Source organism: Paenibacillus pabuli NBRC 13638 (genome assembly GCF_001514495.1).
Classification (GTDB): Bacteria; Bacillota; Bacilli; order Paenibacillales; family Paenibacillaceae; genus Paenibacillus; species Paenibacillus pabuli.
Genome location: NZ_BCNM01000015.1, coordinates 141138 through 166650 on the forward strand (window position 1 = coordinate 141138; position 25513 = coordinate 166650).

Sequence of the window (25513 nt, forward strand, 5' to 3'; positions counted from 1 at the left end):
AAAGCGAAGCATTCAGGAATTCGACTTCGCCTTTTAGGAGAGTGAACATGGACGCAGAAGAGCATTACCTGATCTTGCGCACCCACTTTGAGGCGGTGCCTGTGCAGGAAATGATTGAAGTCACGATGGATCAGATCACTCAACTGCTGGATTGTTCAAGGCGCAATGCACAGCTTGTGCTGAATAAATTGATGGAATCCGGTTATTTGACATGGACACCCGGTCGTGGACGGGGGAACCTATCCCGCATCACTTTTCTCGCATCGGTGTCGGATCTGCTTGCAGCCAAAGCGAAGCAGCTTGTGGAGAATGAGCAGCTGAATGAAGCATGGCGTCTGATTGAATCTTCCGGTACGCAGCGATTGAAGGACGATTTCGCCGATTGGCTGGAACGACAGCTGGGCATCTTGCGCACCGAGGGGGGGGAACGGGAAGTGCTGCGTTTCCCCTTTTATAGACCCGTCCTTCATCTGGACCCGGCGTGGGTTCAGCGGCGTACGGAATCTCATTGGGTAAGACAGATCTTTGATACACTCCTGATCTTCGATCCGGAGGAAAAACGCATTCTTCCGGGACTAGCCCACCATTGGGAATGGGACGAATCATCATCCCGCTGGCGATTCTATTTACGTAAGGGGGTACGGTTCCACCACGGTCAGGAAATGACTGCACAGGATGTGAGATTTACATTTACACGCATGTCAGGAAGGACATCCTCGGAATGGATGTTTTCTCTAATCACAGATATACAGACGCATGGGAGATATTGTATTGATTTTTATTTTGCCCAGCCCAATGCGGTGTTTCCTGCCTTTCTCTGTACGGATCGCTGTTCGATCGTGCCTGAACATTGGGGTGGACCCGACAAAAAAGCCTGTTTCTCAGCACTGCCGATTGGCACGGGTCCTTTCCGTATGATCAAAAATAATGAATCCCTGCTTGTGTTGGAAGCGAATGATCATTATTTTGAAGGGCGTCCTCATTTGGATCGGATTGAGATGTGGGTGTGGCCGGACTATGAAGGACAGCCTGGATCACATTGGACAGGCAGGGACATGCAGCTGTTATATTCGGGTGCGAGCAGGGAGGCAACGAGTGAACCTTCTCTCAGTCAGTTGGAGAATGGCAGCACCTATATGACTTTTAACCTGAACAAAGCAGGGATTCAGCACAATATTCTATTTCGTCAGGCTCTGGATCTGGGATTGGATCGAGAACGAATGATTAAGGAGCTGGGCGGTCTCAGGCAGTATGCATCAAAAGGTTTTGTGCTCAGTGGAGCGGAGCAGGATTACACACCGAGCTTCGATCTGGATGAAGCAAAACGACGGATACAGGCATCCGGTTATGAAGGGCAATCTCTGAACTTGTATACGTATGAATGGTTGGAAAATGAAAAAACGGCCGCATGGATTAGCAGACAATGCACGGAGATGGGGATTCGGCTGAATGTGGTGAAGCTCACGATTGAACATCTGGCTGACCCGAAAGTGTTGGCACAGGCGGATCTGGTCTTGGCTGGAGAAGTGCTTGGCGAGCAGCCAGACCTGACCTTGCTTGAGCTGTATCAATCCCGTTTCAGTTTCCTGCGCAATCATCTCAGCCCGGAATTGACCGCATATGTGGATGAAAAGTTAACCCAATGCATGGGAGAACCAAGCTCGGATGAGCGAATGAGGCAGCTATTGGACATTCAGGAAAAGATCAAGAGTTCATCGAATGTCATCTTCCTGTATCACAGTCTTCAGAGAGCCCAGCATCACCCCATGCTTGAGGGCATTGCCTTAAATGCATGGGGGAAAATTGACTACAAGCATATCTGGATGAAGCATGTCGAGGAAGTGTAACATCGAGAAACCCAGGATGGTACTATCCTTCATTCGACCTTTTCATGCAGAAGGCTATAATGCTTATTTATAAACCACACAGCCTCTTTGCTCGAGGGTAGTTAAGCAGGAAGTAGGTCTCAGATTGCTATTCCACCTGAGATCAAGCTTCTCCAGATGCTCCAGCTCCAGGATCGATTCTGGAATCTCCGAAATATCGTTATCTCTCAGATCAAGCTCAATCAGGCTGCTAAGTGCACCGATTTCTGAAGGCAAATGGGTTATTCTGTTTGTTCTGAGGCTTAGCTTTCTCAATTTTTTCATGTCCTGAATAGAGTGAGGCAATTCATTAATCCGATTGTTGTTACAATCCAATATGCGAAGTTCAGTAAGGTGGCCTAGTCCCTGAGGCAGGTGAGTAAGCAGATTACCGTATACGTGAAGTTCTCTCAATTGGCTTAGTTCGGTGAGCGATTCAGGAAGTAATTCCAGTTTGTTATAATATAAACGAAGTTCAATGAGGCTCTTCAGATTGCCTAGTTCTGCTGGGAGCTCCCGAAGCTGATTGTCTGTAACATTCAGATATCGAAGTGACTTGAGGTTACACAGCTCTGCAGGAAGACTTGTAAATCGATTATTGCTCAGGTAGAGGAACGTATCCAGCGAGCTTAATTGTCCAATTTCTTTGGGCAACTGTTCCAGACGATTATGCCCAAGATCCAGCATTCTCAAGTGAGCAAGGTGGCCGATAAGGCTTGGCAAAATCTCAATCTCATTACCTGCATAATTTAAAACTTCAATTTCAGTATGTTGGAACAGCCGATCGGGAATTGTGTTGATCCGGTTGTTATAGAGGCTTAGTTCAAGCAGATTTTCAGCATCCCATACATGTTCCGGTGTCTCGGTTAAACCCAGCCCATCCAGATTAATTCTCATGATATTCTCTCCTCGTTTTACAAAATAATGGACATACTGGTTGTGGAAAATAGGTGGTTTGATCGTGGCATCGTGTGCTGTAACCTACTATAACAGTGCTGGTGAAGAGGTGCTGTATGCCAGCATACGATCATCCGAGGTACAGAAAGGAAGCTTATGGACAACATGACATTATGGCAAGATATTCCGTTGTTTAGAGACTTGTATCCGGAAGAACTTGAAGGAATCCGTCCTTTATTTCGAACGATATCTTACCCCAAAGGCAAGCGGATTTTTAATGAAGGTGAACCGAGCCATCATGCTTATATTGTGTTATCGGGAGTCATCAAAGTGTATAGAACGACACAGGGGAGAGAGCATACAGTCGATTTGCTGGGACAGGGCGATGTCTTTGGAGATATGGAACTTGTCGATCCCATCAAGGAGAGGCTGTTATCCGTGGTTTCCCATCGTGACAGTGTGGTCTGTACCATTGACGGTAAGGTATTCAAACAGTTGATTGCCCAATATCCAGGTGTTAAAGACCGTTTGCTACAGCTTCAGATTGATCGTCTGATCCTGGCTAATGAGAAGTTGCATGAGATGAAAATCAATGATGCCAAGACACGATTAATGCTGACGCTGCAAAAACTGTATTCCAAATTCGGTGCACAGGAAGAGGAAAGGAGCATCATTAATTTGAGACTGACTCATCAGGACCTGGCAGATATGGTTGGAACTCTGAGGGAAACGGTAAGCATATTGTTAAAGGATTTGCAGCAGCAGGATGTTATCCAAATGCAAAATCAAAAAATAGTTATTATGAACCCAGAAGTGTTGATGGGTTTCGCCAAGTCGGAATAAACACGAGTACCCATTGGAAATGAACGATATGTAATGTTGAAAGTTGGAGAGGGGCGAGTGATCATGCATAAACTATCCGCAAACGAATTAGTGGATCGGGAACATCACGCTTGGGAGGAGCTTAAGGAGCTGTTGGACCATGGACAAAATAAATACACCTACATTCCTGCACAGCGGGAGATCGGAGAGGATGCACTCTATCGTCTTCAGGTAAGTACCAAATCGTATTTGGGAACCGTTGCTTATGAGACGGCGGGCATCCTGCTGGATGATGGCTGGGTTACGCTGCTTGGATCGGGCGGTGACCACATTTTCGGGAGTCTGACTAGTTGGAACGGCGTGGCTGAGCAGCCGTGTGTACCGGAACTGGAAGGAATGATGGTTGTCGCCTACGATGCAGCAGGTGGATTCTTCGGAATGGATATGGGCAAATATGGACGTACAGGACATGTATACTATTTTGCCCCCGACACGCTGGAATGGGAATCGACAGAACTGGCTTATTCAGGTTTCATCAATTGGTTAGCCAATGGTGATCTGGAGCAGTACTATCAGACCTTTCGCTGGAAAGGCTGGCAAAACGACATGGGACAGCTTCAGACAGGACAGGTATTTGCGTATTATCCACCACTTTGGACGGAGGAGGGCGGCGGCGAGAGCAGCAGCAAAGCCCCTGTAGCACTGGAGGAAGCCTGGAAGGCAGCATTGACTGGGAAATGAAGTGCTATGACAGGACTGTATGGGGAGGGTGTGCATGAGTAATATGCAAATCGAGAACATTCAGAATTATTACGGTATCGTATTTCCGCACGCATATCTGGAGTTTCAGCAGGAGGCTGGGGGTCAAGCATTTGATGTGATTGAACATGGTGAGGTCATCGATTGGGAAATTCGGTTCTTTGCTCTCGATGATCAGTTCATTGCGAACAACATCAATCTGATAGACGATGTGAATCCTGATCCAGGCCGGATTATTCCATTTGCCTGGAGTGTCAGCAGCGGCAACAACTACTTATTGGATTACCGAGAGAATTCGGAATCTCCTGCCATACTGGTTATGGATCATGAAGAGGCGATGGTGCGCGAAGATGCCGAGAGTGAATCAGAGACGCTGGAGGAAGCCCAGCAACTGCTGGAGGAGAATGTCCGAGAGATCGCTGCCATCTTCAATGCATTCAAATGTTGTTTAAAAGTCAGACTGAGTGATCCAGTGGAGTGATTCATCGTTTGAAAAACGAAGTGAACGACAAAAGGCTCGCGCGATGCGCGGGCCTTTTACTCAAACGAATACATAAGTGCTTTTTTAGTGCTTTTTGAACGATGTAGCTCGCATTGTAACTTGCACTTATCCAGTCTCAGTCATCGTAACCGTGGAAGTTGATCGTGCAGCTTTGCTATGCCAGACTACGATCACAAGCGATGCCAGACAGACCAGCAGCAGACATCCATATACAACATGATAGGCATCCTCTACTGGAACGCCCGGAATGCCATGCAGCAGTAACCCGCAGATAGCTACGGATACCGAACCGCCAAAAAACTGGATCAGCTGTAGAAGGCCCATACCGGAACCGATCTCCGCTCTGGGCAGTACCCGAGATGCTTCGTTATTCAGTGAAGCAATGGAGGCAGAGAGTGCCGGGGAGAAAAAGAGATATCCGCCGGTAATGATCAAGGCTGACTGATCCAGCCCCAGCACAAACAGAGCAAGTACTGAGGCAAGCAATACGTGTCCGATCATCAGAAAACGCATATTGCCATAACGGTCGATCCAGCGACCGACAAAACGGGTACAGAATGCCGAGACGATGGCTCCAGGAGCAATCAGCAAACCAATAGCCAGCGACGAACGTCCATACAGGTCCGCGAGTACTAACGGCATCAGGAACAGATTGCCCAGATTTACGACCAGAACACAGAAGCCGATGATCAGTAGTCGGGTAAACCCGGGTGTTCGGAATACATGTGGATTCACAAAAGGAAGGCTCGCCCTGCGAATATACACGATGTGCACAACAAGTGAAATGACACCGATGGCTAGCCATAACCATGACTGCTGGGTGATGGCAACCAGAAGGGTGGTTGCATTAATCACGGTTAATGCTGCACCGATCATATCAAAAGGATTCTCCGGTTTGGCCATTTCACGCGGGAGAAAATAGAGCAGTACGGGCAGGGCAAGCAGGACAAGCACCGTTATGGCAAAAAGTCCATTCCAGCCCCAGTACTCACTAATGAGTCCACCCACAATGGGGCCAAGTCCAAATGCCATGGCACTGCCTGATGAGATCAGTGCGATGGCAGCTCCACGTCGCTCCACTGGGATATAGCGGCTCGCGATGACAAGCCCAAGCCCGGCCATGACCCCTGCACCCGCAGATTGGAGAATGCGTGTTAGCAAAAGGATCGCAAAGCTATGCGCAAATAATCCCAGCAATGAAGATAAGCCCAGAATCAGCAATCCCACCGTCAGCAGTTTGCGTACCGGAATACGGTCAGACAATCGACTGTAAATCACCGTCGACAAGGCATAACCAATGGAGTAGCTTGAGATGACCCAGGACCCCAGGTCAGATGTAATCTGAAGATCATGAATAATAACGGGTAAAGAGACGTTAAACATGGTGGTATTCATCACAACGATGAACAGGCAGCAAGTCCAGAGAGGCATTACAATTTTATCTTTCACGTAACCATTCCTGTCTATGAATTCAATGGAGCTAATGATAAATGTACCTGTTTTTTGATTCAAACAGGGTAATATATCAGAATCAATAAACCATTTTACGCTCAATCTTCATATATGGCAATAATGTCATAATTGCAGTGGGTTTGAAAAATGTGACTCCCTTTTCCTTGGTCTGGATCGTCAAGTGTTGTATGGATGTTATAAAAAAATAGGCGCCCTAAATTTTAAGGGCACCTATTACAGTCAGGCTGCGCTGGTTTGTGAGCCGCGATTGCGAATCCACTTGATGACATCCATCAGAATGACCGCGGCGAGAGCGAGTCCCCCTGCGATGAGGAATTCATTCCAGCCGAAGGCTGCTGGGATGGCAAAGATGCTCCGAACCCCTGGAATCAGCGTGATTCCATACAGGCAGAGACAAACCAGGATGGAGCCGAGAACATATTTGTTGGTGGTGAAGCCGACCTGGAGAATCGTCTGTGTGTTGGAGCGTGCTGCAAAAGTTTGCAGACTCCGTGCCAGAATCAGGGTTGTGAAGGCCATCGCCACACTCATTTCCTCCGAGATCCCAAGTCCAATATATTGGGACACGATGACAGCCACCCCGATTAGAACACCACGCGTAATGACAGCCTGCAATGTACCGCCGGCAAAGATACCTTCGTTAATATCCCGCGGTTTGCGCCGCATGACGTCCGGTTCAGCTTTTTCGGTACCCAGTGCAATGGCAGGCAGGGAGTCATTCACCAGATTGATGAAAAGCAGTTGGAGGGCTGTAAAAGGGTTCACCCAACCGACCACAAGTGCAAACAAAATGGCGATAATCGCCCCGAGGTTTCCTGCAAACAGGTATGCAATGGCTTTTTTGATATTGTCAAATACCATACGCCCGACACTGACGGCATTTACGATAGACACAAAGTTATCATCCGTCAAAATCATGGCTGCCGCATCTTTGGCGACATCTGTCCCGCTGCCCATTGCTACGCCGATGTCGGCCTGTTTCAATGCGGGTGCGTCGTTGACACCGTCTCCGGTCATCGCTGCAATCTTGCCTTTGCGCTGCCATGCACGCACGATGCGGATTTTATTTTCAGGAGATACGCGTGCATACACCGAGATATGTTCGAGCTGCTGATCGAGTTCTTCATCCGACAGTTTGTCCAGCTCTGCTCCAGTGAGGGCCAGGTCGTCTGGACCTGCAAGTCCGATATCCATACCGATCGCTTGGGCTGTTGTTTTGTGGTCGCCGGTGATCATGATGGTGCGAATGCCCGCCTTCTTGGACTCTTCGATGGAACCATATACCGCTTCACGCGGTGGATCGATCATGGCGGTCAGACCAACAAGCGTTAGATCATGTTCGTCCTCTATCGTGACCTGATTTTTGTCATCAAACTTTTTGTAGGCGTAAGCCAGCACACGAAATGCGCGTTTGGAGAACGCTTCGTTTTTCTCTTCAAACTGTGTGCGAATCTCAGGCGTCAATGGCTGGACTTCTCCGTTCATAAATACATGACTGCAGCGACTGAACAGAACATCTGGGCCACCTTTGGTCAGCAAAGCCGTCTGTCCCTCAAATGTGTGCACTGTACTCATCAGTTTCCGATCCGAGTCAAAAGGAAGCTCGGCTTCACGCGGAAACTGGTCACGGATTTCATTGTAATCCTTGTTCACCCGGTTGCTGAAAGCAATGAGCGCCACCTCAGTTGGGTCACCGAGCTCCTTGCCTTCCTGATTAATATTGGAATCATTGCAGAGTACTGCAATATGTAACAAACGGCGCTCCTCTTCAGACCACTGTTTGGGATCATCCGGGAATTGGTCTTTGGTGCCATGGGGAATATAATAGTCAACCACAGTCATCTTGTTTTGAGTAAGCGTTCCTGTTTTGTCTGTACAGATAATGCTGGCAGAACCCAAGGCTTCCACGGCAGGAAGACGTCTGATGATGGCGTGCTGCTTGGCCATTTTATTCGTTCCCAGAGACAATACAATGGTCACAATCGAGGAAAGGGCTTCAGGAATGGCGGCGACAGCGACGGCAACTGCGAACATGAGGGCATTCACAATGGATGGCCCGATATTTTCCGTTCCTTCGGTTAGCCAGACACGTCCTGCTTCGATGGCGAAAATAAGAATCGACAAGCCCAGGATAAAGAAGCCCAGCTTCTTGCTAAACGATTCCAATTTGCGCTGCAGCGGGGTTTCCTTTGCTTCTGCATTTTCAATCAATTCGGCAATCTTGCCGATTTCCGTTTTCAGTGCTGTACCCGTAATGACGAGCGTACCCCGACCATACACCACCAGTGATCCACTGAATGCCATATTGCGCCGATCGCCGATCGGAGCTTCTTCCGGGATGGCATCTGCGTGTTTCTCCGCTGCTTCGGATTCTCCTGTCAGCATGCCCTCGTTGATTCGCAAGCTGCCTGATTCCAAAATGCGGCCATCTGCCGGGACATAATCACCTGCATCGAGCAGGACAATGTCGCCTGGAACGAGATTCCGCGCGGGAATCGTTTTTTTCTGTCCGTCACGAATGACTTTGGCTTCGGGAGCAGACATTTGCCGGAGTGCATCCAGAGAACTTTCGGCCTTTTTGGTCTGTACAACACTGATTACCGCATTTAACAGAATGACGAGAAAAATGATTAGCGATTCGATCAGGTGTCCAAGCACAATTTGAACAGCGGCAGCAATAAGCAGCACGATGACCATGGGATCTTTAAAATTTTCAAGAAACAGCTTCCAGATGGGTGTTGCAGCTTTTCCTTTTAACTCGTTATATCCTTCTGTCTCCAGTCTCTTCTCAGCTTCAGAGGTTGTGAGTCCGTTATTGGAACTCTGTACGTCCTGAAGTGTTTCCTCTGCACTGTGTCTGTAATGTTGCAATGGTTGAACAGCTCCTTGGATAATAGATTTCGGATATTATATTTCTTTGTGTATATAACCTTGCAGACGTATAAGAATCAGTGAATTTTCATCATTTTGATGAACTTCATAGGTAGAATCTCCGTGTCTGGTGAATCTCATTCGTTTGCTATGATTACGAGTTGTATCTTCTGTGGGTTGCACTTTTTAGGAATGGAAATAGATATTGAAAGGATATCGAAAACTGTGTGCGTCATCACACTTGGTCACTTATGGGTCTGCTACGCTATTTGATAACGAACATCGTTTAATCCGAATAGGAGGGGAATCATATGTTTTGTTATCAGTGTGAACAGACGCCCAGCGGCGGGTGTACCGTAGTTGGCGTATGCGGCAAAAATGAAACGATCGCCAGCTTGCAGGATACGATGATTTTTGCGCTAAAAGGAATCGCTGCCTATGCAACACATGCGCGGCAGCTCGGCTATCACGATCCTGAGGTCGATCGCATTACACATGAGGCTTTGTATATGACGTTAACCAATTCCAACTTTAATGTGCAGGAACATCTGGATATGGCTATGAAAGTAGGGAATGCAGCGATTCGTATTATGGATGTACTGGATCGTGCGCATACAGACCGTTTTGGTATTCCTCAGCCGATAACGGTTAGCCAGAACCGGATCGAAGGACAGTGCATTGTGGTAACAGGACATAATCTCTATGCACTGGAAGAACTGTTACGCCAAACGGAAGGAAAGGGCATCAACGTTTATACTCATTCGGAAATGTTACCCGCCCATGGATATCCGGCCCTGAAGAAATATGCTCATTTGAAAGGCAATATCGGTAAAGCCTGGTACGATCAACGCAGACTGTTCGAGCAGTTTCCAGGTGCCATTCTTGCAACGACCAACTGTGTCATGCCGATTAAGGGAACGTATGCAGATCGCTTTTTCTCGTACGAAGTGGCTGGTTTGGAGGGGGTTGCCAAGATTATGGATGATGACTTCTCGCCTCTCATTGAGCGTGCGTTGTCCCTGCCTGCGGCCAATATTCAGTCTGAGAAAGTGTTAACGACAGGGTATCATCATGAGACGGTTATTGGACTCGCTCCAGAAATTATTCAGGCGGTAAAGGATGGACATATCCGTCGTTTCTTCGTCATTGCAGGCTGTGATGCACCGGGTAAAGGGGGGAACTACTATCGTGAATTGGCTACATCGCTGCCCAATGACACGGTTATTCTGACCACATCCTGCGGTAAATTCCGCTTCAATGATGTGGATTATGGCACAGTTGGGGATACAGGCATTCCGCGTTATATCGATCTGGGGCAATGCAACAACTCCGGTTCTACGGTAAAAATTGCGATGGCCTTGGCGGATGCTTTTGGCTGTACGGTGAACGAGCTGCCTGTCAGCATTGTCCTGTCCTGGTTTGAGCAAAAGGCAGTCGCCATCCTGCTTGGCCTGTTTAGTCTCGGCATTCAGGACATTCGTATTGGGCCCAAACCGCCAGAGTTTATATCAGCTGGTGTGTTGGATGTACTTGTGGACATGTTTGGTCTGAAGCTGATCACAACGGCAGAAGAAGACATGAACGCGATGCTGGCGTTATCGTAAGATCGTGATGAAGGTCCTGTACCGAAAGACATGTTCTTCCGTTCCAAGCGCTAACGAACCTACTGCATCCTAATAGGTGGATAATCTAGGATTGTAACGTTTAAAGAACCTTAGTAACGTTATTCCGTCATAACATGGCGTCAGGACCTATAACATTGACCCCATTGACGAAATAACGTCTCTGTGATTCGTTACATCTTAAACCTGTGCAAATCGGAGCAAATGCGTGTGCCAGGTTCCTTAGAATTAAAAAAGACGAACAAGGGGCGTCCTCTGTCATGCTTATGACTTTGGGGGATGCCCCTTTTCTTTTCCTTTTACTAGGTCATTATACCTTACGCAAAAAACATGAAATAAAAGGAGAAATCGTTTTTTTATCCTATTGAAGTTTTTCTATGGAAATGGCTATATAGATAAAGGCACATTCACAAAACTCGGGTTTACCGCAGCATAAGGAGAAGATACATATGAAAGACAGGTTCATCGAACAACGATTAAAGCTCGCAGGTGGAAAGGAGAATATTCGTCATGTGCAGCATGACAGGAGTATAACAACGCTGACATTGTATGACCATAGCCATATGGATCTGTCCGTTCCAACGGAAACGGCCCTCGATACTGACATTTGCATAACCCATGGCACGTATTGCATGAAGTTTAGAGATGAAGACGCCTTCATTTACAATACGCTGCTTGGTATGGGTGTGGAGCAACAGAACGGAGATTCGATGCAGGAAACAACGATCAAAGGTAAAAAGACATGCTCCGCCCTGTATTTTATTTCCGATGTGTTCAGGCCGTTGATGCCCGTCCTTCTGGGAGCAGCAATACTCAAAATCATACTCGGTATGATTACAGTGATTAACTCGCTCAGCTCGGAAGATGCTTCGCTGATCAACAGTCCAACCTGGATGATCTGGAAGTCGATCGGCGACAGCGCATTTTATCTGCTGCCCATTCTGGTCGCCATCAGTACAGCTTATCGCTTAAAAGGCAATCTGTATGTGGCAGCTGCCATTGGCGGATTGATGTTATACCCACAAATGATTACGTTAATGTCTAGTGGAGAAGATGTACATTTTATGGGGGTACCCGTCGTATCACAAGCGCCCTTTTTTTCGGCAGCCCTTTGGGTAATTGCAGCAATAGGCGCAGCTTCCTGGCTTGAAAAGCGGGTTGAGCGAATCAGCCCCGGCGCACTGAAAGGAATTCTTGCTCCGGCGTTAACGTTGATGGTCATTGCACCAATGGTGCTGTTGGTGCTTGGTCCAGTAGGTACATGGGTTGACGAGCATCTGTCTGGCGTTATTGAATCGCTGCTGAATGATGCTCCCGTTGTTTTGATTATGCTGCTGGGAGCGAGCATGTCGCTACTTATGATCATGGGGCTACATTACTGGCTGTTCCCCATCCTGATGAATGAGCTTATGACGAATGGCTTCACCATTGTACTTCCGGCCATGCTTGTTGCCTTTGTTGCGCAGGCGGGTGCCGCACTCGCTGCAGGTCTGCGAAGCGAGCAGCCGGAGTTCCGGAAACTGGCATTCTGGGCAAGCGGAACGGCATTATTCGGAGTGACAGAGCCTGCAATGTTTGCAGTCAATATAAGAAGGAGGGCGTCTTTTTATGCAGCCATGCTGGGTGGTGCGGCTGGAGGATTGTATTTCGGTCTTCTATCTGTAAAGACATTGGTCATAGGTGGTTCCGGCAGCCTGTTTGACATTCCGTTCTACATCGAAGAGGGGACCTCCAATATGTTGCATACTTGTATTGGTGTATGTATTGCTTTTGTGATATCCGGGGGACTTGCATACTGGATGGCAGGAAGAACAGCCAACCGCAAAAGCATGTAAGCTTATAGCGTCATTCCACGGACAATCTAAAAGAAAGTCAAGTATGGGCTAGTCTGGATGCTGATTGAGGTTTTGGAGCATGATCGAGTCATTGCTACAATTAAACTGGACTATAGACATCAGACGGTTGACGCTGTTAGGACATGTATAAAAGCAATACTATTCAGATTCGAAAATATGAACACTTATCTGTGTGATTTAACAGCGTGCACCGTCTAGTCCTGGTGTACGCTGTTGCATGTTCTCTTTTTTTGAAGACTAATCTTGGATCTTTCCAAACAAGCCAATGCGTCGGTAGTGAAATATAGAATAAGCATTGACGTGAGGCGCTGCCTATAATTCCTGATGTAATTCGATATATTTCATAAGTTCCTTGATTCCTGCAAATTGCAGGGTTAGTTGGTTGTTCAGCTTGTGCATGGCTAGTTGGAATGCGTTGTTAATCTGTGTGTAATCCTGTGTGCCGACAGTGTTTAGAAGTTCTTTCATATGTTCAATATAGTAGACGGATTTTCGCAAACTGCTAATGATCAATATCTTTCTCAGCTCAGTTCTGGTGTACATTCGATAACCATTGTGCTTGTCCCGTTCCGAACGAATTAACCCTTCTTTTTCCCAATGCCTGATGGCAGAGGTGTTGACCCCCGCTACTTCAGCGACTTTCCCAATCGTCAAGGTATTCGTAATTTTAACATTCCTATATTCTGAAAAATCGGTCTGTTGAATCATGCCCCATATCTCATCAACCCGTTGTTTCTCCAGTTGGCTGTTATACAACTGCTGGTTCACGAGCCAAAGTGCGTCGTTGACTTCACCACGTTTAACTTTCCTCATGACTTCATATACAGCCGGAATCTCATAACCCTTTAATAACGAACGAATCGCGATGAATGCTTGGAAGTGAATGGACGTGTAGTACCTGTGATTGCTTGTGGTCCGTGGAACATGGGGAATCAAGCCTTCCTTTTCATAGCGTCTCAGCGTGGTTGTACTAATAGCCAGTTCAGTTGCAATCTGTCCAGGTGTATATGTAAAGTTCATTTGCTTCTACTCCTCATGTTTCAAGTAAAACCTTCAAGTGCTACACTAACATATAACGCGCCAAAGTTCATATTTGATCCGCATTTTATAATAAAAACCGGAATATTGCATCAATGTTATAGACTGAATGTATAAACAGCAAAGGAGTAGTCACTAAAAAGAAAATAATTAAAATGCAAAAAAACGGAAATGGTGGGGAGTTGGACATTGAACTGAAGAAGGATGTGATGTGAATTAATCGTTTTAATAGACAACTTATCTCATAATAGGCACTATAATTTTCTGAATTATAGTTGATTGTCTATGCCCCCCGTGATCATTACACATAGTATGTGGAGAAATATCACGGAGGTGAGTTAATTGATAAATCGTCATGGGAAACGTATTTGTAGACGTAAATTCAAAAAACATGTGCATTGTGGAGTTAAGGTTAAGGTGCTGAAGATTAGACCTAAAGTTGTTGTTAATGCACCGCAAGGCGCTCCAGGGATTCCTGGCCCACTTGGACCGATAGGTCCCAAAGGAGCGACTGGAGCTCAGGGGATACCGGGACCAGCCGGACTGCAAGGGGTACCTGGTATACCGGGACCAGCAGGTCCGGCTGGCGCGATCGGAGCAGTTGGCCCTGCTGGCCCAGTGGGACCTGTCGGCCCTGCTGGCCCAGTGGGTCCTGTTGGCCCTGCCGGCCCAGTAGGTGCAGCAGGTGCTGTTGGTGCAACCGGCCCTGCCGGAGCAACGGGTCCAGCAGGTCCGGCCGGGGCTGGGATATCCGATTTCCTGAGTGTTTTTCGAGCAGATCCCGGTACAGGTACTGATACCGTTCCAGGAAACTCACCAATAACTTTAACCGGAGTTTTGGCTAATGTAGGCGGAGCATTCACCTTCGTGCCTCCATCTTCGACGATAACCATTAATGAAACAGGAAGTTACTTTATCTCTTTCACCATTCATAATCAGGGCAATGCTGATTTCAACCTTACGGTGAATGGAACGCCCATAACACCAGTGCCTTTCACGGGTAATGGAGGAGGGCCCATATCCGCTGAAGTTATTATTACGGTCACAACAGTTCCGACGACGATCCAACTGGTAAATGCGAATGCAACTCCTGCACAGTTGCATAACAATCTAAATACCACTGTGACAATTCTAAAACTGACTCCTTAATTCCGATTCTCAATACAGTTTATGTCAGCATAAAAATAAAAGTTTATGTCTTTTATCCAGTCAATAAGTCTATTTATTCTAAAAGATAGACTGAATTATCGGGGGCTGGAGAGCGGCGGGGCGATGAAGCTAAGAGACATCGCCGCTGCTCTCTTTCGTTTCCGAAGCCAAGCCCCCAAAGTCTGGTAAGAGGGTCACGGTGCTGGTATCTACCGGAGGTATGAAGATCACTGAGATTACGCCCTACGTCACGTTCAAGCTGGACAAGATATTTTTGCACGAGGAAGTCGTTGCTATAAGATGAAGAGTCTAATAAAACGATATTATGAATGTTTTACTTGCCAAAGGAGTGGTGCAGTTGAAAAAAATGATTAAAATGAAAAACGGTTCAGAGCTGGAAGTCGGATTAACCGGAAATCCAGATCGCAAAGTCATTATGCTGCCGATCGCCAAAAAGTCCGTAACCGGACAAGAAGCCGAAACCCTAAAGTTATGGGGTGTTGATCCTGAACTGGGTGCAAAGTTTATTGCTGGACTTTCGGATGGATTTCAGATCTTGCATTTTGATTATGAGGGCCACTATATGGCACATCCCCATCCGGAACATTTTACGTTCGAGTATATAACCCAGGATTTATTAAGGATTGCGGATCAAATGAATGTGAATCGATTCAGTTATTACGGATACTCCTGGCTGGCCCTTGTCGGATTGCAGCTCGCAATTCGGACTGATCGTATGGAAAGTCTCATTATGGGAGGATTCCCGCCATACGAGGGGCCGTATGAAGAAATGCGCGTAGTTACTGCAAGGACGTATGAAGCAGCATTGAAGCAGCATGGGAAATTGGAACATGAACAAAAAGGACAAGCATCTATGAATTCGGAGCAGATGTGCCCGGATGAAGTGGATTGGGACAACATTCAGATCCAAATTGATCCAGCTCAAACCAAACAATTTGTCACCATGTACCAAAGTTTATTGGATTTTGATGACCAACTCATTCAGAATCAGCTGAGTATCCCGAGATTAACTTTTGCAGGTGAGAAAGATACAATTGTATATGGTGAAAAGTTTGGGGATGTGACAGTGGATATCGCCGGACGGTTGCAAAAGAATAAACAAAGGCTTGAAAACTTCGGTTGGACCGTCGAAATCATCCAGGGAGAGGATATGGATCACACCAAAGCCATGCTTCCCAGTATCGTTCTCCCTTTAATTCAACCCTGGTTAAAAGCTCATCTAAGTTGAAAATGGCGAGGACAGGACCAAAGTTGATTTATGTTGTTATATCGTCTAATGCTCTTTGCTTTCGCTGCTGATAATCCCAGATGGATTCATATAACAACTGTTCGTTGAAATCAGGCCACATCACATCCGTAAACCATAGCTCCGAATAGGCGGCTTGCCATAACAGAAAATTGCTTAACCGCTTCTCTCCACTTGTTCGGATCAGCAAATCAGGGGCAGGATTTAATCCTGTATACAAAAACGTTTCAAATTCTGCCTCGGAGATTTCCGAGGTTTCTTTGTTTTCTTCGATGTTTACTTCGATGTACGATTTGATGGCTTGCACAATATCGTTCTTTCCTCCATAATTCATTGCAAAGTAAACAGCCATCCCGCTGTTCGGTTGGGTTAGTTCCACCACTTTACGCATCGCTTCCTGTGTTTCTTCGGGAAATTTCGAGATATCACCAATAAAATTAACTTTGATATTATTTTGATTCAATTCCTGCACTGTCGCATCCTGTACAAATTCAACCACCAGACTAATGATGTAGTCGACCTCTTCCTTGGGCCTTTTCCAATTTTCCGTAGAGAAGGCGTACAGCGTGAGAGAGGTGATCCCGTTTTTGTGGCACATGCTTATGGTTTCCCGCATCGTCTGCATTCCTGCATAGTGACCGGCACTTCGGGGCAACCCTCGTCTCGTCGCCCATCTTCCGTTTCCATCCATCATAATCGCGATATGTTTCGGGACCAAGCCGTTCCAGTCAATGGAATGTTCAATATTCGTTTTTTCTTTATGTACACGGTGCCGCTTCATGAAAATTCCTCCTGTTCCTCAAGCTAGAATGGGTTACACATATCGTTGTGTTAACTGTTCAAAAAGATTTCCAGAATTTATAATGATTATATAGGATTGGACAGGGCAAAGCCATGATAGGCTTACAATGTCACCATCGTGCAGAATTAGCTCCTCGATGTAAAACAACAAATAACCCTTCATCTGTGGGATAACTTGAAGATAATGAACAGAGCTGTGCTCAACTATCGGTTATCCCACAAAAGCCTGCCCATTTGCTGATTGTAAGAGCTTTCATTTGATCCGTATACTAAAGGTGTCAACAAGGTCGGATGTGTCTTTATGGGGCATCCATCTTCATTTGGAAAGGATGATTGGACATGGGTAGATTAACTGGAAAAGTTGCAATTATAACTGGAGCGGCAAGCGGCATGGGATTAGCAGGGGCTCAATTGTTTGCCAGAGAAGGAGCAAGGGTTGTTGCTACCGATGTAGCGGTTGAAGCTTTGGAGGAACAGGTGAAACAGATCGTAGCTGACGGAGGCGAAGCGATTGCGTTAAGGCTGGATGTATCCAGTCCGGAATCATGGAATGCTGTTGTGGAAGAAACCATTGCGAACTATGGCAAAATTGATATTCTGGTCAACAATGCCGGCATTCACATCGCCAAAGGCATTCTGGAAGCAGAATTGGAAGATTGGGACAAGGTCATGTCGATTAACGGTACAGGTGTATGGTTGGGAATGAAGGCGGTTATCCCTTATATGCAGAAAAATGGAAAAGGCTCCATCGTAAATACGTCCTCCATCGCTGCCATCATTGGCGGAATTGCCGATGCTCAGGGTGCAGCATACAGTGCTTCCAAGGGATCAGTACGTTCACTGACCAAACATGGTGCACAGTGGTTCGCCAAAGATAACATCCGTGTGAACTCTGTACATCCAGGGGCTGTGTTTACCGGCATGGTGGAAAAAGCGGGCATCAAATCCCAAGTGGAGATGGGAGAGCATTACAAAAATCTCGCCCCACTGCCTCCGCATGCCGGAGAGTCCATGGATATTGCTTATGCCTACTTGTTCTTAGCTTCCGATGAATCCAAATTCATCACGGGTGTGGAGCTGCCAGTGGATGGTGGCTGGATCAGCAACTAACAGCAGAGTGATGGAAACATTCAAAGAGGTACTGGTTTCTCATTGTCATGAGAGACGGTGCCTCTTTCCGTTTCATCCAAAGATGGATTCAGATTCGAACGGTAAACTTCATTGGACCGATTCATGCGTGTGAATTCCAACAGTTGCCCCGCCATATAGGAGGCACTGTATTTGAAGTTGCTTTGCACCCAGTCTGTAATTAATCCGAGAACAGCATTAGCCTGATAACAGGCAAGAAGCTCCTTGTTCACTCGGGGGTCCGGCGACATATCGGTTACATCCTCCAGATACAGAGTTTTGAGCGTCTCATAGAGTGTATCCCGAAAACCCGAAAGCATGTTTGTGTTAACCAGCAAGGCATAGAAGGTGGCATAGCCAAGAACATGGTCAAAAATTTTGATAGCCGAAGCGCTCAGGTCCATGATTCCGAAATCCCGGTAGTGTTGGTAAGGGGCACGGTAGGCGAAGATTAGATCTGCCATCACGTCTTTCAAAATTTCATTGAGCAAGTCTTCTCTGTATACATAATGTTTGTAAAAGGTACTGCGGTTCACATCGGCCAATTTCACGATATCGGTGATGGTAATACTCTCAAACGGCTTGCGCGACATCCATTCTAACAATGAGGTCTTTAAGGCTTGTTTGGATCTATAGACTCTGCGATCCGTGTCAGAAACGAATAGGGATTTTTGCATTAAACACATCCTCCTTTGCTTATCAATGATACAAGTAACATGATGTCAATGGATCATACAAATATGTGAATATCTGGTGAATTCCATGTGGTTTAAGTCCATAATGGTTCGTTCTCCATTATAATAAACCAAAACGGACGAGGAGATGAACTCCAGATGAAAAAACCAATGTGGATCATTGCCGGCTTTGTCGTTGTAATCGTGTTGGGAGCCTATCTGATTGCAAGCAATGTAGGGAAGGAAGAAGCAGGTAATGCCGAAGCACCCAATATCAAAAAAATGGTAGAAGATATCAGTACACGCAAGGAGACACCGGAATCAGCCTCCATTAATGCCACCCAGTTAATTGTCACGGATAAAGGGAACCAAACGACAACCTACGACTTACCTGAAAATGAGTTTTTCCTTTCCATTGCGCCTTACGTGGAACAGACTCATCCCTGTGCAATTCACAGCCTGACCGGATGTCAGGGCGAAATGAAAAATAAGAAGTTCATGGTGACGATCCATGACTCCGAAGGCAATACGCTCATGAAGGATGCTGAGATAAAGGCCGGTTCTAACGGCTTTATGGATTTCTGGTTAGCCAGAGATAAGTCATACCTCATTCGTGTGGTGCATGATGGAAAGGTCGCAGAGACACAGCTATCTACATATAACAATGATGATACATGCATTACAACAATGCAGCTTGGTTAAAACGTAGATTTGATTTGCCAGTGTGTGAACGGGATTGCCTGAAGGCAGTCCCGTTCACTTTATTTAGAATCATGTCAATGCATTGATCCTCTCTTGACTGCTGGGCTTGTATCTACGGGCAAACGTTATATTACTGCCTCCAAACGAAAAATCTAAATCAAAAGGCAATTTGCATTGACAAAATTGCATTCCTACGGGATAATCCATAAGTGATAATGATAATTGTTATCATATAAATACATATAAACAGGGGAGAAAAGAGATATGAGAAAAAGCTTGAACGGACTTCTAATCATGCTGGCGTTTGTGTTGGTTCTGGCAGGTTGCGGTAAAACCAATAGTACTACAGAACCAAGTCAGGATGCCGATTCCGGCGGTGCTCCGGCTGAAGAGACAGCTGGTCCTGTAACGGTGAAGCACAAACGCGGGGAGCTTAAGCTGGACAAGCCGGCAGAGCGAGTGGTTACCCTGGAATGGACCTACACGGAGGACGTGGTTGCACTGGGTGTTCAGCCAGTAGGTAATGCGGACAACGCTAACTATAAAGTCTATGTAACATCTGAAGCAGCGCTGGATGACAGTGTGACAGATATCGGAACGCGTAGTGAGCCGAATCTGGAAGCTATTGCTGCATTGAAACCAGATCTTATCATTGCTAATGCGGATAATAATAATGCCGTTTACGATCAGCTTAATGCGATTGCACCAACGATTGAATTCGATCCGTATGATGGTGATGGCTATAATTATGACAAAATGACAGAAATATTTAATAGCATTGCCACCGCTCTTGGTAAAGAGGACAAAGCGAAGCAAGTACTGGATGAACTGGATCAGCATTATGTAGAAGCCAAAGAAAAGCTTGCTGCTGCAGGGAAAGATCAATTCCACTTTGCACTGACACAGGCATTCACGTATCAAAATGCAGCTAGTCTGCGTATGTTTACCGATAATTCGGTTGTCATTGGCACATTGGACAAGATCGGCATGATTAATGATTGGCAGCCGGACAAGGTTGAAGGGTATGGCTTCTCCACTGTAGGCATTGAATCTCTGTCGACTGTACAGGACAGTAATTTCATTTATATTACACAGCCGGACGATGATGTTTTTGGAACAGCGATGAAAGATAATTCGGTTTGGAACGGGCTGAACTTTGTGAAGGATAAACGTATTTATCAACTCGATAGCACAACATGGACATTTGGTGGACCGATCTCCTCCAAAGTATTGGTTGACGGGGTTGTTGAGGCGATTACCAAATGAGTTCGGTTCAGGGAACTAGGCCAGCTATGAACTGGCGTACAATAAGCATATATGGGGGCGGTCTTTCCGCTCTCATCGTGCTTTTTTTTGTAAGCCTTTGTTATGGAGAGGCAGCCATTTCATTACACACCGTTTGGGACGCACTTACTGAAAAACAGAATACATTGGAACACAATATGATCTGGGATTTGCGTATGCCACGTACGGTGATCGGTATTATCGCAGGAGGGGGGCTCGCTGTTGCGGGAGCGCTGCTGCAGACGATTACTCGTAATCCACTCGCTGCGTCAGACACACTGGGCATTAATGCAGGAGCATATTTTATCGTGGTGCTGGGAGCCATTCTCTTTCCGGGCGTACTCAGTCAGTCGCCTTTTCTATTCGCAGCTCTTGGGGGATTGCTTGCAGCATTCGCAGCTTATTTCATGGGCGGTGGACGAAGATCTAGCCCCGTTCGACTGGCGTTATCCGGTATGATTATATCGATGGTGCTTGGTTCATTTACAAGCGCACTGCATATTTTTTTCTCCATGGAAACGCAGGGGCTGTTTCTTTGGGGTTCAGGAACCCTTGTCCAGAATGACTGGAGTGGTGTAACTTATGCTTGGCCTTGGGTGGTTGGTATTACCATTCTCGCGCTGATCTTGTCCAGACAGTGGGATATGCTGGAACTGGATGAATCCACGGCTTCCTCTTTGGGTCAAAAGGTTGGACTCGCTCGTGCCGGTGGTTTGATTATCGCGGTATTGCTGGCAGCGGTGATCGTCAGTGTGATCGGGCCCATTGGCTTCGTGGGACTCGTGGCACCGCATCTGGTTCGATTGAGTGGTGTACGTTCCAATCGATTACTGTTACCCGGTGTTTTTATATGGGGAGCGGCGCTCTTAGTTGGTGCAGACGTGCTTGCCAAGATGGTGCATAACTCCAGCATGGAGCTGCCAACAGGGGCTGTAATGGCGATCATTGGTGCGCCGTGGCTGATCTGGCTTGTACTGACACGCATGAAGGCAGCGAACGGGTCGGGCATGTCCGCTTCAATGAGTACAGGGGCACCTTCACGTCGTTTGGCATTCGGTCCGATGGCCGTATTATTTTCGGTCATAACCGTGATGCTGATTTTGCTCAGTACGATGTTTGGCGGCATGCGAATTCCGTTCGCGGATCTGTTTCCGAGTCTGTTCCAATCGGATGGATTGTTCTCTGCGCTGATTCAGCTTCGGATTCCGCGCACGCTTGTTGCTGCAGGTGCAGGTGCTGCACTGGCGATCAGCGGTGTGTTAATCCAGATGGCAGTGCGTAATCCGCTGGCGGATGCTTCAATCGTAGGTGTGTCCTCTGGCGCTGGGCTTGGAGCGATGATGGTCCTCATCTTGCTGCCCGGTCTTCCGATATATTTGCTGCCCATAGCGGCAATCATCGGTGCAGCCATCGCCGCAGTGGTTGTATTCTCCCTCTCTTGGAAGAAAGGTCTGAACCCTTCTGCGGTTGTGCTGCTGGGGATCGCGATGTCTGCCATCGCTGGAGCAGGTATTCAGATTCTGATTGTACGTGGTGCGGTATATGGCAGCAGCGGATATATCTGGCTGACCGGAAGTACCTATGCCCGTACCTGGGATCAGGTGAGGACAATCGGTATCTTTTTAGTTATCCTGGTTCCGGTGGCTTGGTGGCTCGCTCGCAGATTCGAACTGTTGGTATTCGATGACAATAGTGCATCAGGACTTGGACTGAATGTGCGCCGTACACGATTATTGGCCATGACGACGGGTGTGCTGCTGGCAGCAGGTGCTGTCGCTTGTGTAGGGACTGTTGGTTTTATTGGTCTGATTGCACCACATATGGTTCGATTGTTGACCGGACATAAATTAAGACGATCCATGTTTTTATCCGCATTGGCGGGGGCAGTCATGCTGGTATTGGCCGATACGATCGGCAGAACGGTCATGGCGCCAACAGAGATCCCATCCGGCATACTCATTGCACTTATTGGAACGCCGTACTTCCTGTATCTGATGTATCGTTCCAACTGGCGCAAGTCTGTATAACGATGTTAATTCAGGGGGCTGTTTCAAAGGGATTCCCTCTCGCTTCAAAGCGCTAACGAATCTACCGTACTCTGATGGGTGGAGTTTTAAGGATTGCAGTTTCTAACGAACTTCAGTGACGTTATTTCGGTGCAAAACGGTTGTCAGGGCCTATAAAGCGACCAAATGGACGAAATAACGTCTCAGTGATTCGTTACATCTCAGCACTGTGCAAATGGCAGCAAATAACGTGTGCCAGATTCATTAGATCAAATTACTGCTAACAAAGGGCGTTCCCCGTCATGCTTATGACGTGGGAACAGCCCTCTTTTTTATGTTTTTGCCTGTTTGCATGTCTGAGTATGTGAGGTCAAACCATCGAATACGTAGTCGGAACATACTAAAAACCCCAAGGGCTACAGTGTGTGAAGTTCACGTTCATAAACGTGAAGCTCACATGCACTGTACCTTGGGGGATATATTGTGATGAGTAACGCTTGGCGGAGCAGCTCTCGTCCTCCATTAATGGCAAACGGGCGTACGCGCAGGTCTGACCAACGGTTTTATTCGACCTTGAATTCGTTTAGTTCGTCCTGCAGCTTCGTGGACAACTGATTCAATTGTTTCGAGAGATCTGCAACCTGTTCGATGCTATCCAGTTGCTCCTGTGTACTCGCGCTTACCTCTTCGGTTGAAGCGGAGTTCTGCTCTGTTGTGGAGGAAATGATCTCCAGTGCCTGCAAAATCTCATCTTTATGCTTGTGAATATTGGCGGTGTTGCTGCTGATTTGAATCATGCGCAATTTCAAATGTTCCAAGTCCTTGTTAATGTTAAAGAAGACCTGTTTGGTGTTCTCTACAGACTTGGCATTTTCTTCAGCAATGTTCAAACTGCGGGCGGTATGCTCTACGGATATGTTAGTCTTTTCTTCAATCACATGTACCTTTTTGTTAATTTCTTCAGTCGCCTGTGCAGTCTGCTCAGCAAGCTTGCGTACCTCCTCGGCGACAACAGCGAAACCTCTGCCATGTTCACCGGCACGTGCAGCTTCAATGGAGGCATTCAACGCCAGCAGATTGGTCTGTGAAGCAATTTGTTTCACGGTGTCTACAAAGCTGGATATTTCATTGCGGCTCAGATCAATATCCTGAATAATGGAGGACATGGTCTGTGTGGAATGATGATTTTCAGCGGCCCATCTAGACAGCTGTTCCACTACATGAAGCCCCATTCCGCTTTGTTCGGCAGAAGTCTGCACCATTGTCTCGATGGCTTGGGCATCGCTGGCGATTTCATCAATTTGTCCAGACAAGTTTCCGGTTTTGCGTAAAATGTTTTCGGTTTCGATGGACTGATAGTTGGTTGCATTAGCGATTTCATTGACGGCGGTTGCTGTATCATTCATCGTTATAGCCGTTCTGGAAGATATCGATTGCAGGTCGTCAGAAGACTGATTCAAGACCTGAGCGGAGCTGCCAACCATCTGCAGCATTCGCTGGATATTTTGCACCATATGGTGAATCCCCTGAGAAATTTGCCCGATTTCATTATTGGATTTCGTATCAAAGGGAACCGTCAAATCCCCGTTTTCAATCAACTTGATTTTCTCCAGCAGCTTCGGTATGGATCTTAGCAGGTAACGAAGGGTGATATACGCCATGACAACGAGCACAATCGCCGCAATAATAAAGCCGCCAAGTGTAATCGTGGTAAAGGTCTTTAATTCATCCAGGACTTCTTTCTCCGAAATGGTTAAGCCTACCGACCATCCGGTATCCTTGCTGGTGGCATACCCGATATAGCGGCGTTCTCCATTATCATTAATCAGCTGTACTCCTGATTGGCCGGCAATCATTTTTTTACCGATGTCGCCGAGGTCCCCAGCACTCTCATTTATTTTTCCTTTGAGCACTTTACTCTGATCCGGATGGTACAACAACTCTCCGGTTTTGGAGGCGAGGATAGAATAACCTGTGCTTCCGAGCGTGTAGCTTTTCATAATGGCAGGAATGTCTTTAAAGGCGATATCAGCCACGACAAATCCGATTAACTCCCCGCTGTCATTCTTAACCGGATAGAAGATACCCATGAGTACATTTCCCGAAGCAATATCTGCATACGGATCGGAGTAATACAAGCCGTTTGCTGCAACAGCCGGTTTGTAATACGGACGATCCTGGATAACAAACGCGGAATCGGAAGATGCACCGTCATTCTGAAACCAGAATCCTTTGCCGGATACACCGGCTACCCACGCATCTGCAAAGGAAGGTTCGGCCGCAACAATGGCTGCCAGCGTGGCTTGTGTCTCTGCTGCATATTCTGACGTTTTTACCGTCCCAGGCTCCGTCGTTTCAATATATTGTTTGAATAGATTATTTGTAGACATCTGTTTAACAAGTGAACCTTTTTCCTTAAATAGTGCATCGAATTCACTGACGATGGCTTGTGTCTTGGTCTGAAGCATAGATTCCTGCTGCTTGATCAGGATGCTTCGGGTGCTGGAGAACATAAACGTTCCCAGAATAGAAAAGACGACAACGATAATGACTAACAACACCATGGACAAAGTGTTGGCGATGCTTGACAATCTGAAGCCCCTCTTTTTTGAAAGCTGTGACATGTTGCCATCTCCCCCCGAAATCTGTAATGAATGAGCTGATTAGCTCTTATGTAATATGTCGGAATTTGGGCTGCTTTTCGATAGATGGAGAGGGCAGGATAGAATGAACAATTCAAACTATAGTGCATAAAGGCACGAAAAAAGAAGAGAGCCTAATAGCTCCCTTTATAACG

19 protein-coding genes are annotated in these 25513 nt (G+C 46.7%); 12 read left to right on the forward strand and 7 right to left on the reverse strand.

The window, feature by feature from the left end:
- The first annotated feature begins 47 nt into the window (after positions 1-47).
- A complete protein-coding gene (locus PPA03S_RS20455) occupies positions 48-1847 on the forward strand; it encodes an SgrR family transcriptional regulator (protein WP_062325708.1) in 1800 nt (599 codons plus the stop codon).
- 63 nt (positions 1848-1910) lie between these two features.
- On the opposite strand, the gene PPA03S_RS20460 is transcribed toward PPA03S_RS20455, so the two are convergent.
- Positions 1911-2762: a leucine-rich repeat domain-containing protein gene (locus PPA03S_RS20460; protein ID WP_062325709.1), complete on the reverse strand. Its 852-nt coding sequence runs from the start codon at positions 2760-2762 to the stop codon at positions 1911-1913.
- A gap of 165 nt (positions 2763-2927) precedes the next feature.
- Between PPA03S_RS20460 and PPA03S_RS20465 the strand changes: the two genes are divergently transcribed.
- From PPA03S_RS20465 to PPA03S_RS20475, 3 genes are all read left to right on the forward strand, one after another.
- Positions 2928-3605, forward strand: coding sequence for a Crp/Fnr family transcriptional regulator (locus PPA03S_RS20465; RefSeq protein WP_062325711.1), 678 nt, complete (start codon positions 2928-2930; stop codon positions 3603-3605).
- A gap of 63 nt (positions 3606-3668) precedes the next feature.
- Complete coding sequence (locus tag PPA03S_RS20470; protein ID WP_062325807.1) at positions 3669-4325, forward strand: DUF2625 domain-containing protein; 657 nt, start codon at positions 3669-3671, stop codon at positions 4323-4325.
- Positions 4326-4359: 34 nt separating this feature from the next.
- Positions 4360-4824, forward strand: coding sequence for an SMI1/KNR4 family protein (locus tag PPA03S_RS20475; protein WP_062325713.1), 465 nt, complete (start codon positions 4360-4362; stop codon positions 4822-4824).
- A 126-nt stretch (positions 4825-4950) separates the two neighbouring features.
- Here the strand turns inward: PPA03S_RS20475 and PPA03S_RS20480 are convergent, their stop codons facing one another.
- Together PPA03S_RS20480 and PPA03S_RS20485 are read right to left on the reverse strand one after the other, a co-directional pair.
- Positions 4951-6357 carry an MFS transporter gene (locus PPA03S_RS20480; protein WP_245683682.1) on the reverse strand — a complete coding sequence of 469 codons (1407 nt, stop codon included), beginning with the start codon at positions 6355-6357 and terminating at the stop codon, positions 4951-4953.
- A gap of 180 nt (positions 6358-6537) precedes the next feature.
- Positions 6538-9189: a cation-translocating P-type ATPase gene (locus PPA03S_RS20485; protein ID WP_062325717.1), complete on the reverse strand. Its 2652-nt coding sequence runs from the start codon at positions 9187-9189 to the stop codon at positions 6538-6540.
- A 311-nt stretch (positions 9190-9500) separates the two neighbouring features.
- Here PPA03S_RS20485 and hcp point away from each other — a divergent pair, with 311 nt between their 5' ends.
- Positions 9501-10793 (forward strand): hydroxylamine reductase, encoded by a 1293-nt coding sequence (gene hcp / locus PPA03S_RS20490; protein WP_062325719.1) that lies wholly within the window; start codon positions 9501-9503, stop codon positions 10791-10793.
- 467 nt (positions 10794-11260) lie between these two features.
- The gene (locus PPA03S_RS20495; protein ID WP_062325721.1) at positions 11261-12646 is read left to right on the forward strand and encodes a PTS sugar transporter subunit IIC; all 1386 of its coding nucleotides are present in this window, start codon (positions 11261-11263) and stop codon (positions 12644-12646) included.
- A 333-nt stretch (positions 12647-12979) separates the two neighbouring features.
- Here the strand turns inward: PPA03S_RS20495 and PPA03S_RS20500 are convergent, their stop codons facing one another.
- Positions 12980-13687 carry a MerR family DNA-binding transcriptional regulator gene (locus PPA03S_RS20500; RefSeq protein WP_062325723.1) on the reverse strand — a complete coding sequence of 236 codons (708 nt, stop codon included), beginning with the start codon at positions 13685-13687 and terminating at the stop codon, positions 12980-12982.
- 435 nt (positions 13688-14122) lie between these two features.
- Here PPA03S_RS20500 and PPA03S_RS20505 point away from each other — a divergent pair, with 435 nt between their 5' ends.
- A complete protein-coding gene (locus tag PPA03S_RS20505) occupies positions 14123-14854 on the forward strand; it encodes a collagen-like domain-containing protein (RefSeq protein WP_245683683.1) in 732 nt (243 codons plus the stop codon).
- A gap of 367 nt (positions 14855-15221) precedes the next feature.
- The gene (locus PPA03S_RS20510; RefSeq protein WP_411835304.1) at positions 15222-16103 is read left to right on the forward strand and encodes an alpha/beta fold hydrolase; all 882 of its coding nucleotides are present in this window, start codon (positions 15222-15224) and stop codon (positions 16101-16103) included.
- A 28-nt stretch (positions 16104-16131) separates the two neighbouring features.
- On the opposite strand, the gene uppS is transcribed toward PPA03S_RS20510, so the two are convergent.
- The gene (gene uppS / locus PPA03S_RS20515; protein WP_062325729.1) at positions 16132-16902 is read right to left on the reverse strand and encodes an undecaprenyl pyrophosphate synthase; all 771 of its coding nucleotides are present in this window, start codon (positions 16900-16902) and stop codon (positions 16132-16134) included.
- 359 nt (positions 16903-17261) lie between these two features.
- Here uppS and PPA03S_RS20520 point away from each other — a divergent pair, with 359 nt between their 5' ends.
- Positions 17262-18032, forward strand: coding sequence for an SDR family NAD(P)-dependent oxidoreductase (locus tag PPA03S_RS20520; protein ID WP_062325731.1), 771 nt, complete (start codon positions 17262-17264; stop codon positions 18030-18032).
- Positions 18033-18052: 20 nt separating this feature from the next.
- On the opposite strand, the gene PPA03S_RS20525 is transcribed toward PPA03S_RS20520, so the two are convergent.
- On the reverse strand, positions 18053-18727 hold the full coding sequence (locus PPA03S_RS20525; protein WP_062325733.1) for a TetR/AcrR family transcriptional regulator: 675 nt from the start codon (positions 18725-18727) through the stop codon (positions 18053-18055).
- A gap of 156 nt (positions 18728-18883) precedes the next feature.
- On the opposite strand from PPA03S_RS20525, the gene PPA03S_RS20530 reads away from it, so the two are divergent.
- The 3 genes from PPA03S_RS20530 to PPA03S_RS20540 all read left to right on the forward strand — a co-directional run bounded on the left by PPA03S_RS20530 (position 18884) and on the right by PPA03S_RS20540 (position 22737).
- Entirely contained in the window at positions 18884-19426 is a 543-nt protein-coding gene (locus PPA03S_RS20530; RefSeq protein ID WP_062325734.1) for a CueP family metal-binding protein, read from the forward strand.
- A 264-nt stretch (positions 19427-19690) separates the two neighbouring features.
- A complete protein-coding gene (locus PPA03S_RS20535) occupies positions 19691-20692 on the forward strand; it encodes an ABC transporter substrate-binding protein (RefSeq protein WP_062325736.1) in 1002 nt (333 codons plus the stop codon).
- Positions 20689-22737: an iron ABC transporter permease gene (locus tag PPA03S_RS20540; protein ID WP_062325737.1), complete on the forward strand. Its 2049-nt coding sequence runs from the start codon at positions 20689-20691 to the stop codon at positions 22735-22737. The genes PPA03S_RS20535 and PPA03S_RS20540 overlap by 4 nt, the downstream gene beginning before the upstream one ends.
- A 542-nt stretch (positions 22738-23279) precedes the next feature.
- On the opposite strand, the gene PPA03S_RS20545 is transcribed toward PPA03S_RS20540, so the two are convergent.
- Entirely contained in the window at positions 23280-25340 is a 2061-nt protein-coding gene (locus PPA03S_RS20545) for a methyl-accepting chemotaxis protein (RefSeq protein ID WP_062325739.1), read from the reverse strand.
- Positions 25341-25513 lie beyond the last annotated feature (173 nt).

Coding starts and splice junctions, on each gene's coding strand:
- PPA03S_RS20455 (WP_062325708.1), top strand. CDS start 48: ATGGACGCAGAAGAGCATTACCTGATCTTGCGCACCCACTTTGAGGCG.
- PPA03S_RS20460 (WP_062325709.1), bottom strand. CDS start 2,762: ATGAGAATTAATCTGGATGGGCTGGGTTTAACCGAGACACCGGAACAT.
- PPA03S_RS20465 (WP_062325711.1), top strand. CDS start 2,928: ATGACATTATGGCAAGATATTCCGTTGTTTAGAGACTTGTATCCGGAA.
- PPA03S_RS20470 (WP_062325807.1), top strand. CDS start 3,669: ATGCATAAACTATCCGCAAACGAATTAGTGGATCGGGAACATCACGCT.
- PPA03S_RS20475 (WP_062325713.1), top strand. CDS start 4,360: ATGAGTAATATGCAAATCGAGAACATTCAGAATTATTACGGTATCGTA.
- hcp (WP_062325719.1), top strand. CDS start 9,501: ATGTTTTGTTATCAGTGTGAACAGACGCCCAGCGGCGGGTGTACCGTA.
- PPA03S_RS20495 (WP_062325721.1), top strand. CDS start 11,261: ATGAAAGACAGGTTCATCGAACAACGATTAAAGCTCGCAGGTGGAAAG.
- PPA03S_RS20500 (WP_062325723.1), bottom strand. CDS start 13,687: ATGAACTTTACATATACACCTGGACAGATTGCAACTGAACTGGCTATT.
- PPA03S_RS20510 (WP_411835304.1), top strand. CDS start 15,222: ATGATTAAAATGAAAAACGGTTCAGAGCTGGAAGTCGGATTAACCGGA.
- uppS (WP_062325729.1), bottom strand. CDS start 16,902: ATGAAGCGGCACCGTGTACATAAAGAAAAAACGAATATTGAACATTCC.
- PPA03S_RS20520 (WP_062325731.1), top strand. CDS start 17,262: ATGGGTAGATTAACTGGAAAAGTTGCAATTATAACTGGAGCGGCAAGC.
- PPA03S_RS20525 (WP_062325733.1), bottom strand. CDS start 18,727: ATGCAAAAATCCCTATTCGTTTCTGACACGGATCGCAGAGTCTATAGA.
- PPA03S_RS20530 (WP_062325734.1), top strand. CDS start 18,884: ATGAAAAAACCAATGTGGATCATTGCCGGCTTTGTCGTTGTAATCGTG.
- PPA03S_RS20535 (WP_062325736.1), top strand. CDS start 19,691: ATGAGAAAAAGCTTGAACGGACTTCTAATCATGCTGGCGTTTGTGTTG.
- PPA03S_RS20540 (WP_062325737.1), top strand. CDS start 20,689: ATGAGTTCGGTTCAGGGAACTAGGCCAGCTATGAACTGGCGTACAATA.
- PPA03S_RS20545 (WP_062325739.1), bottom strand. CDS start 25,340: ATGTCACAGCTTTCAAAAAAGAGGGGCTTCAGATTGTCAAGCATCGCC.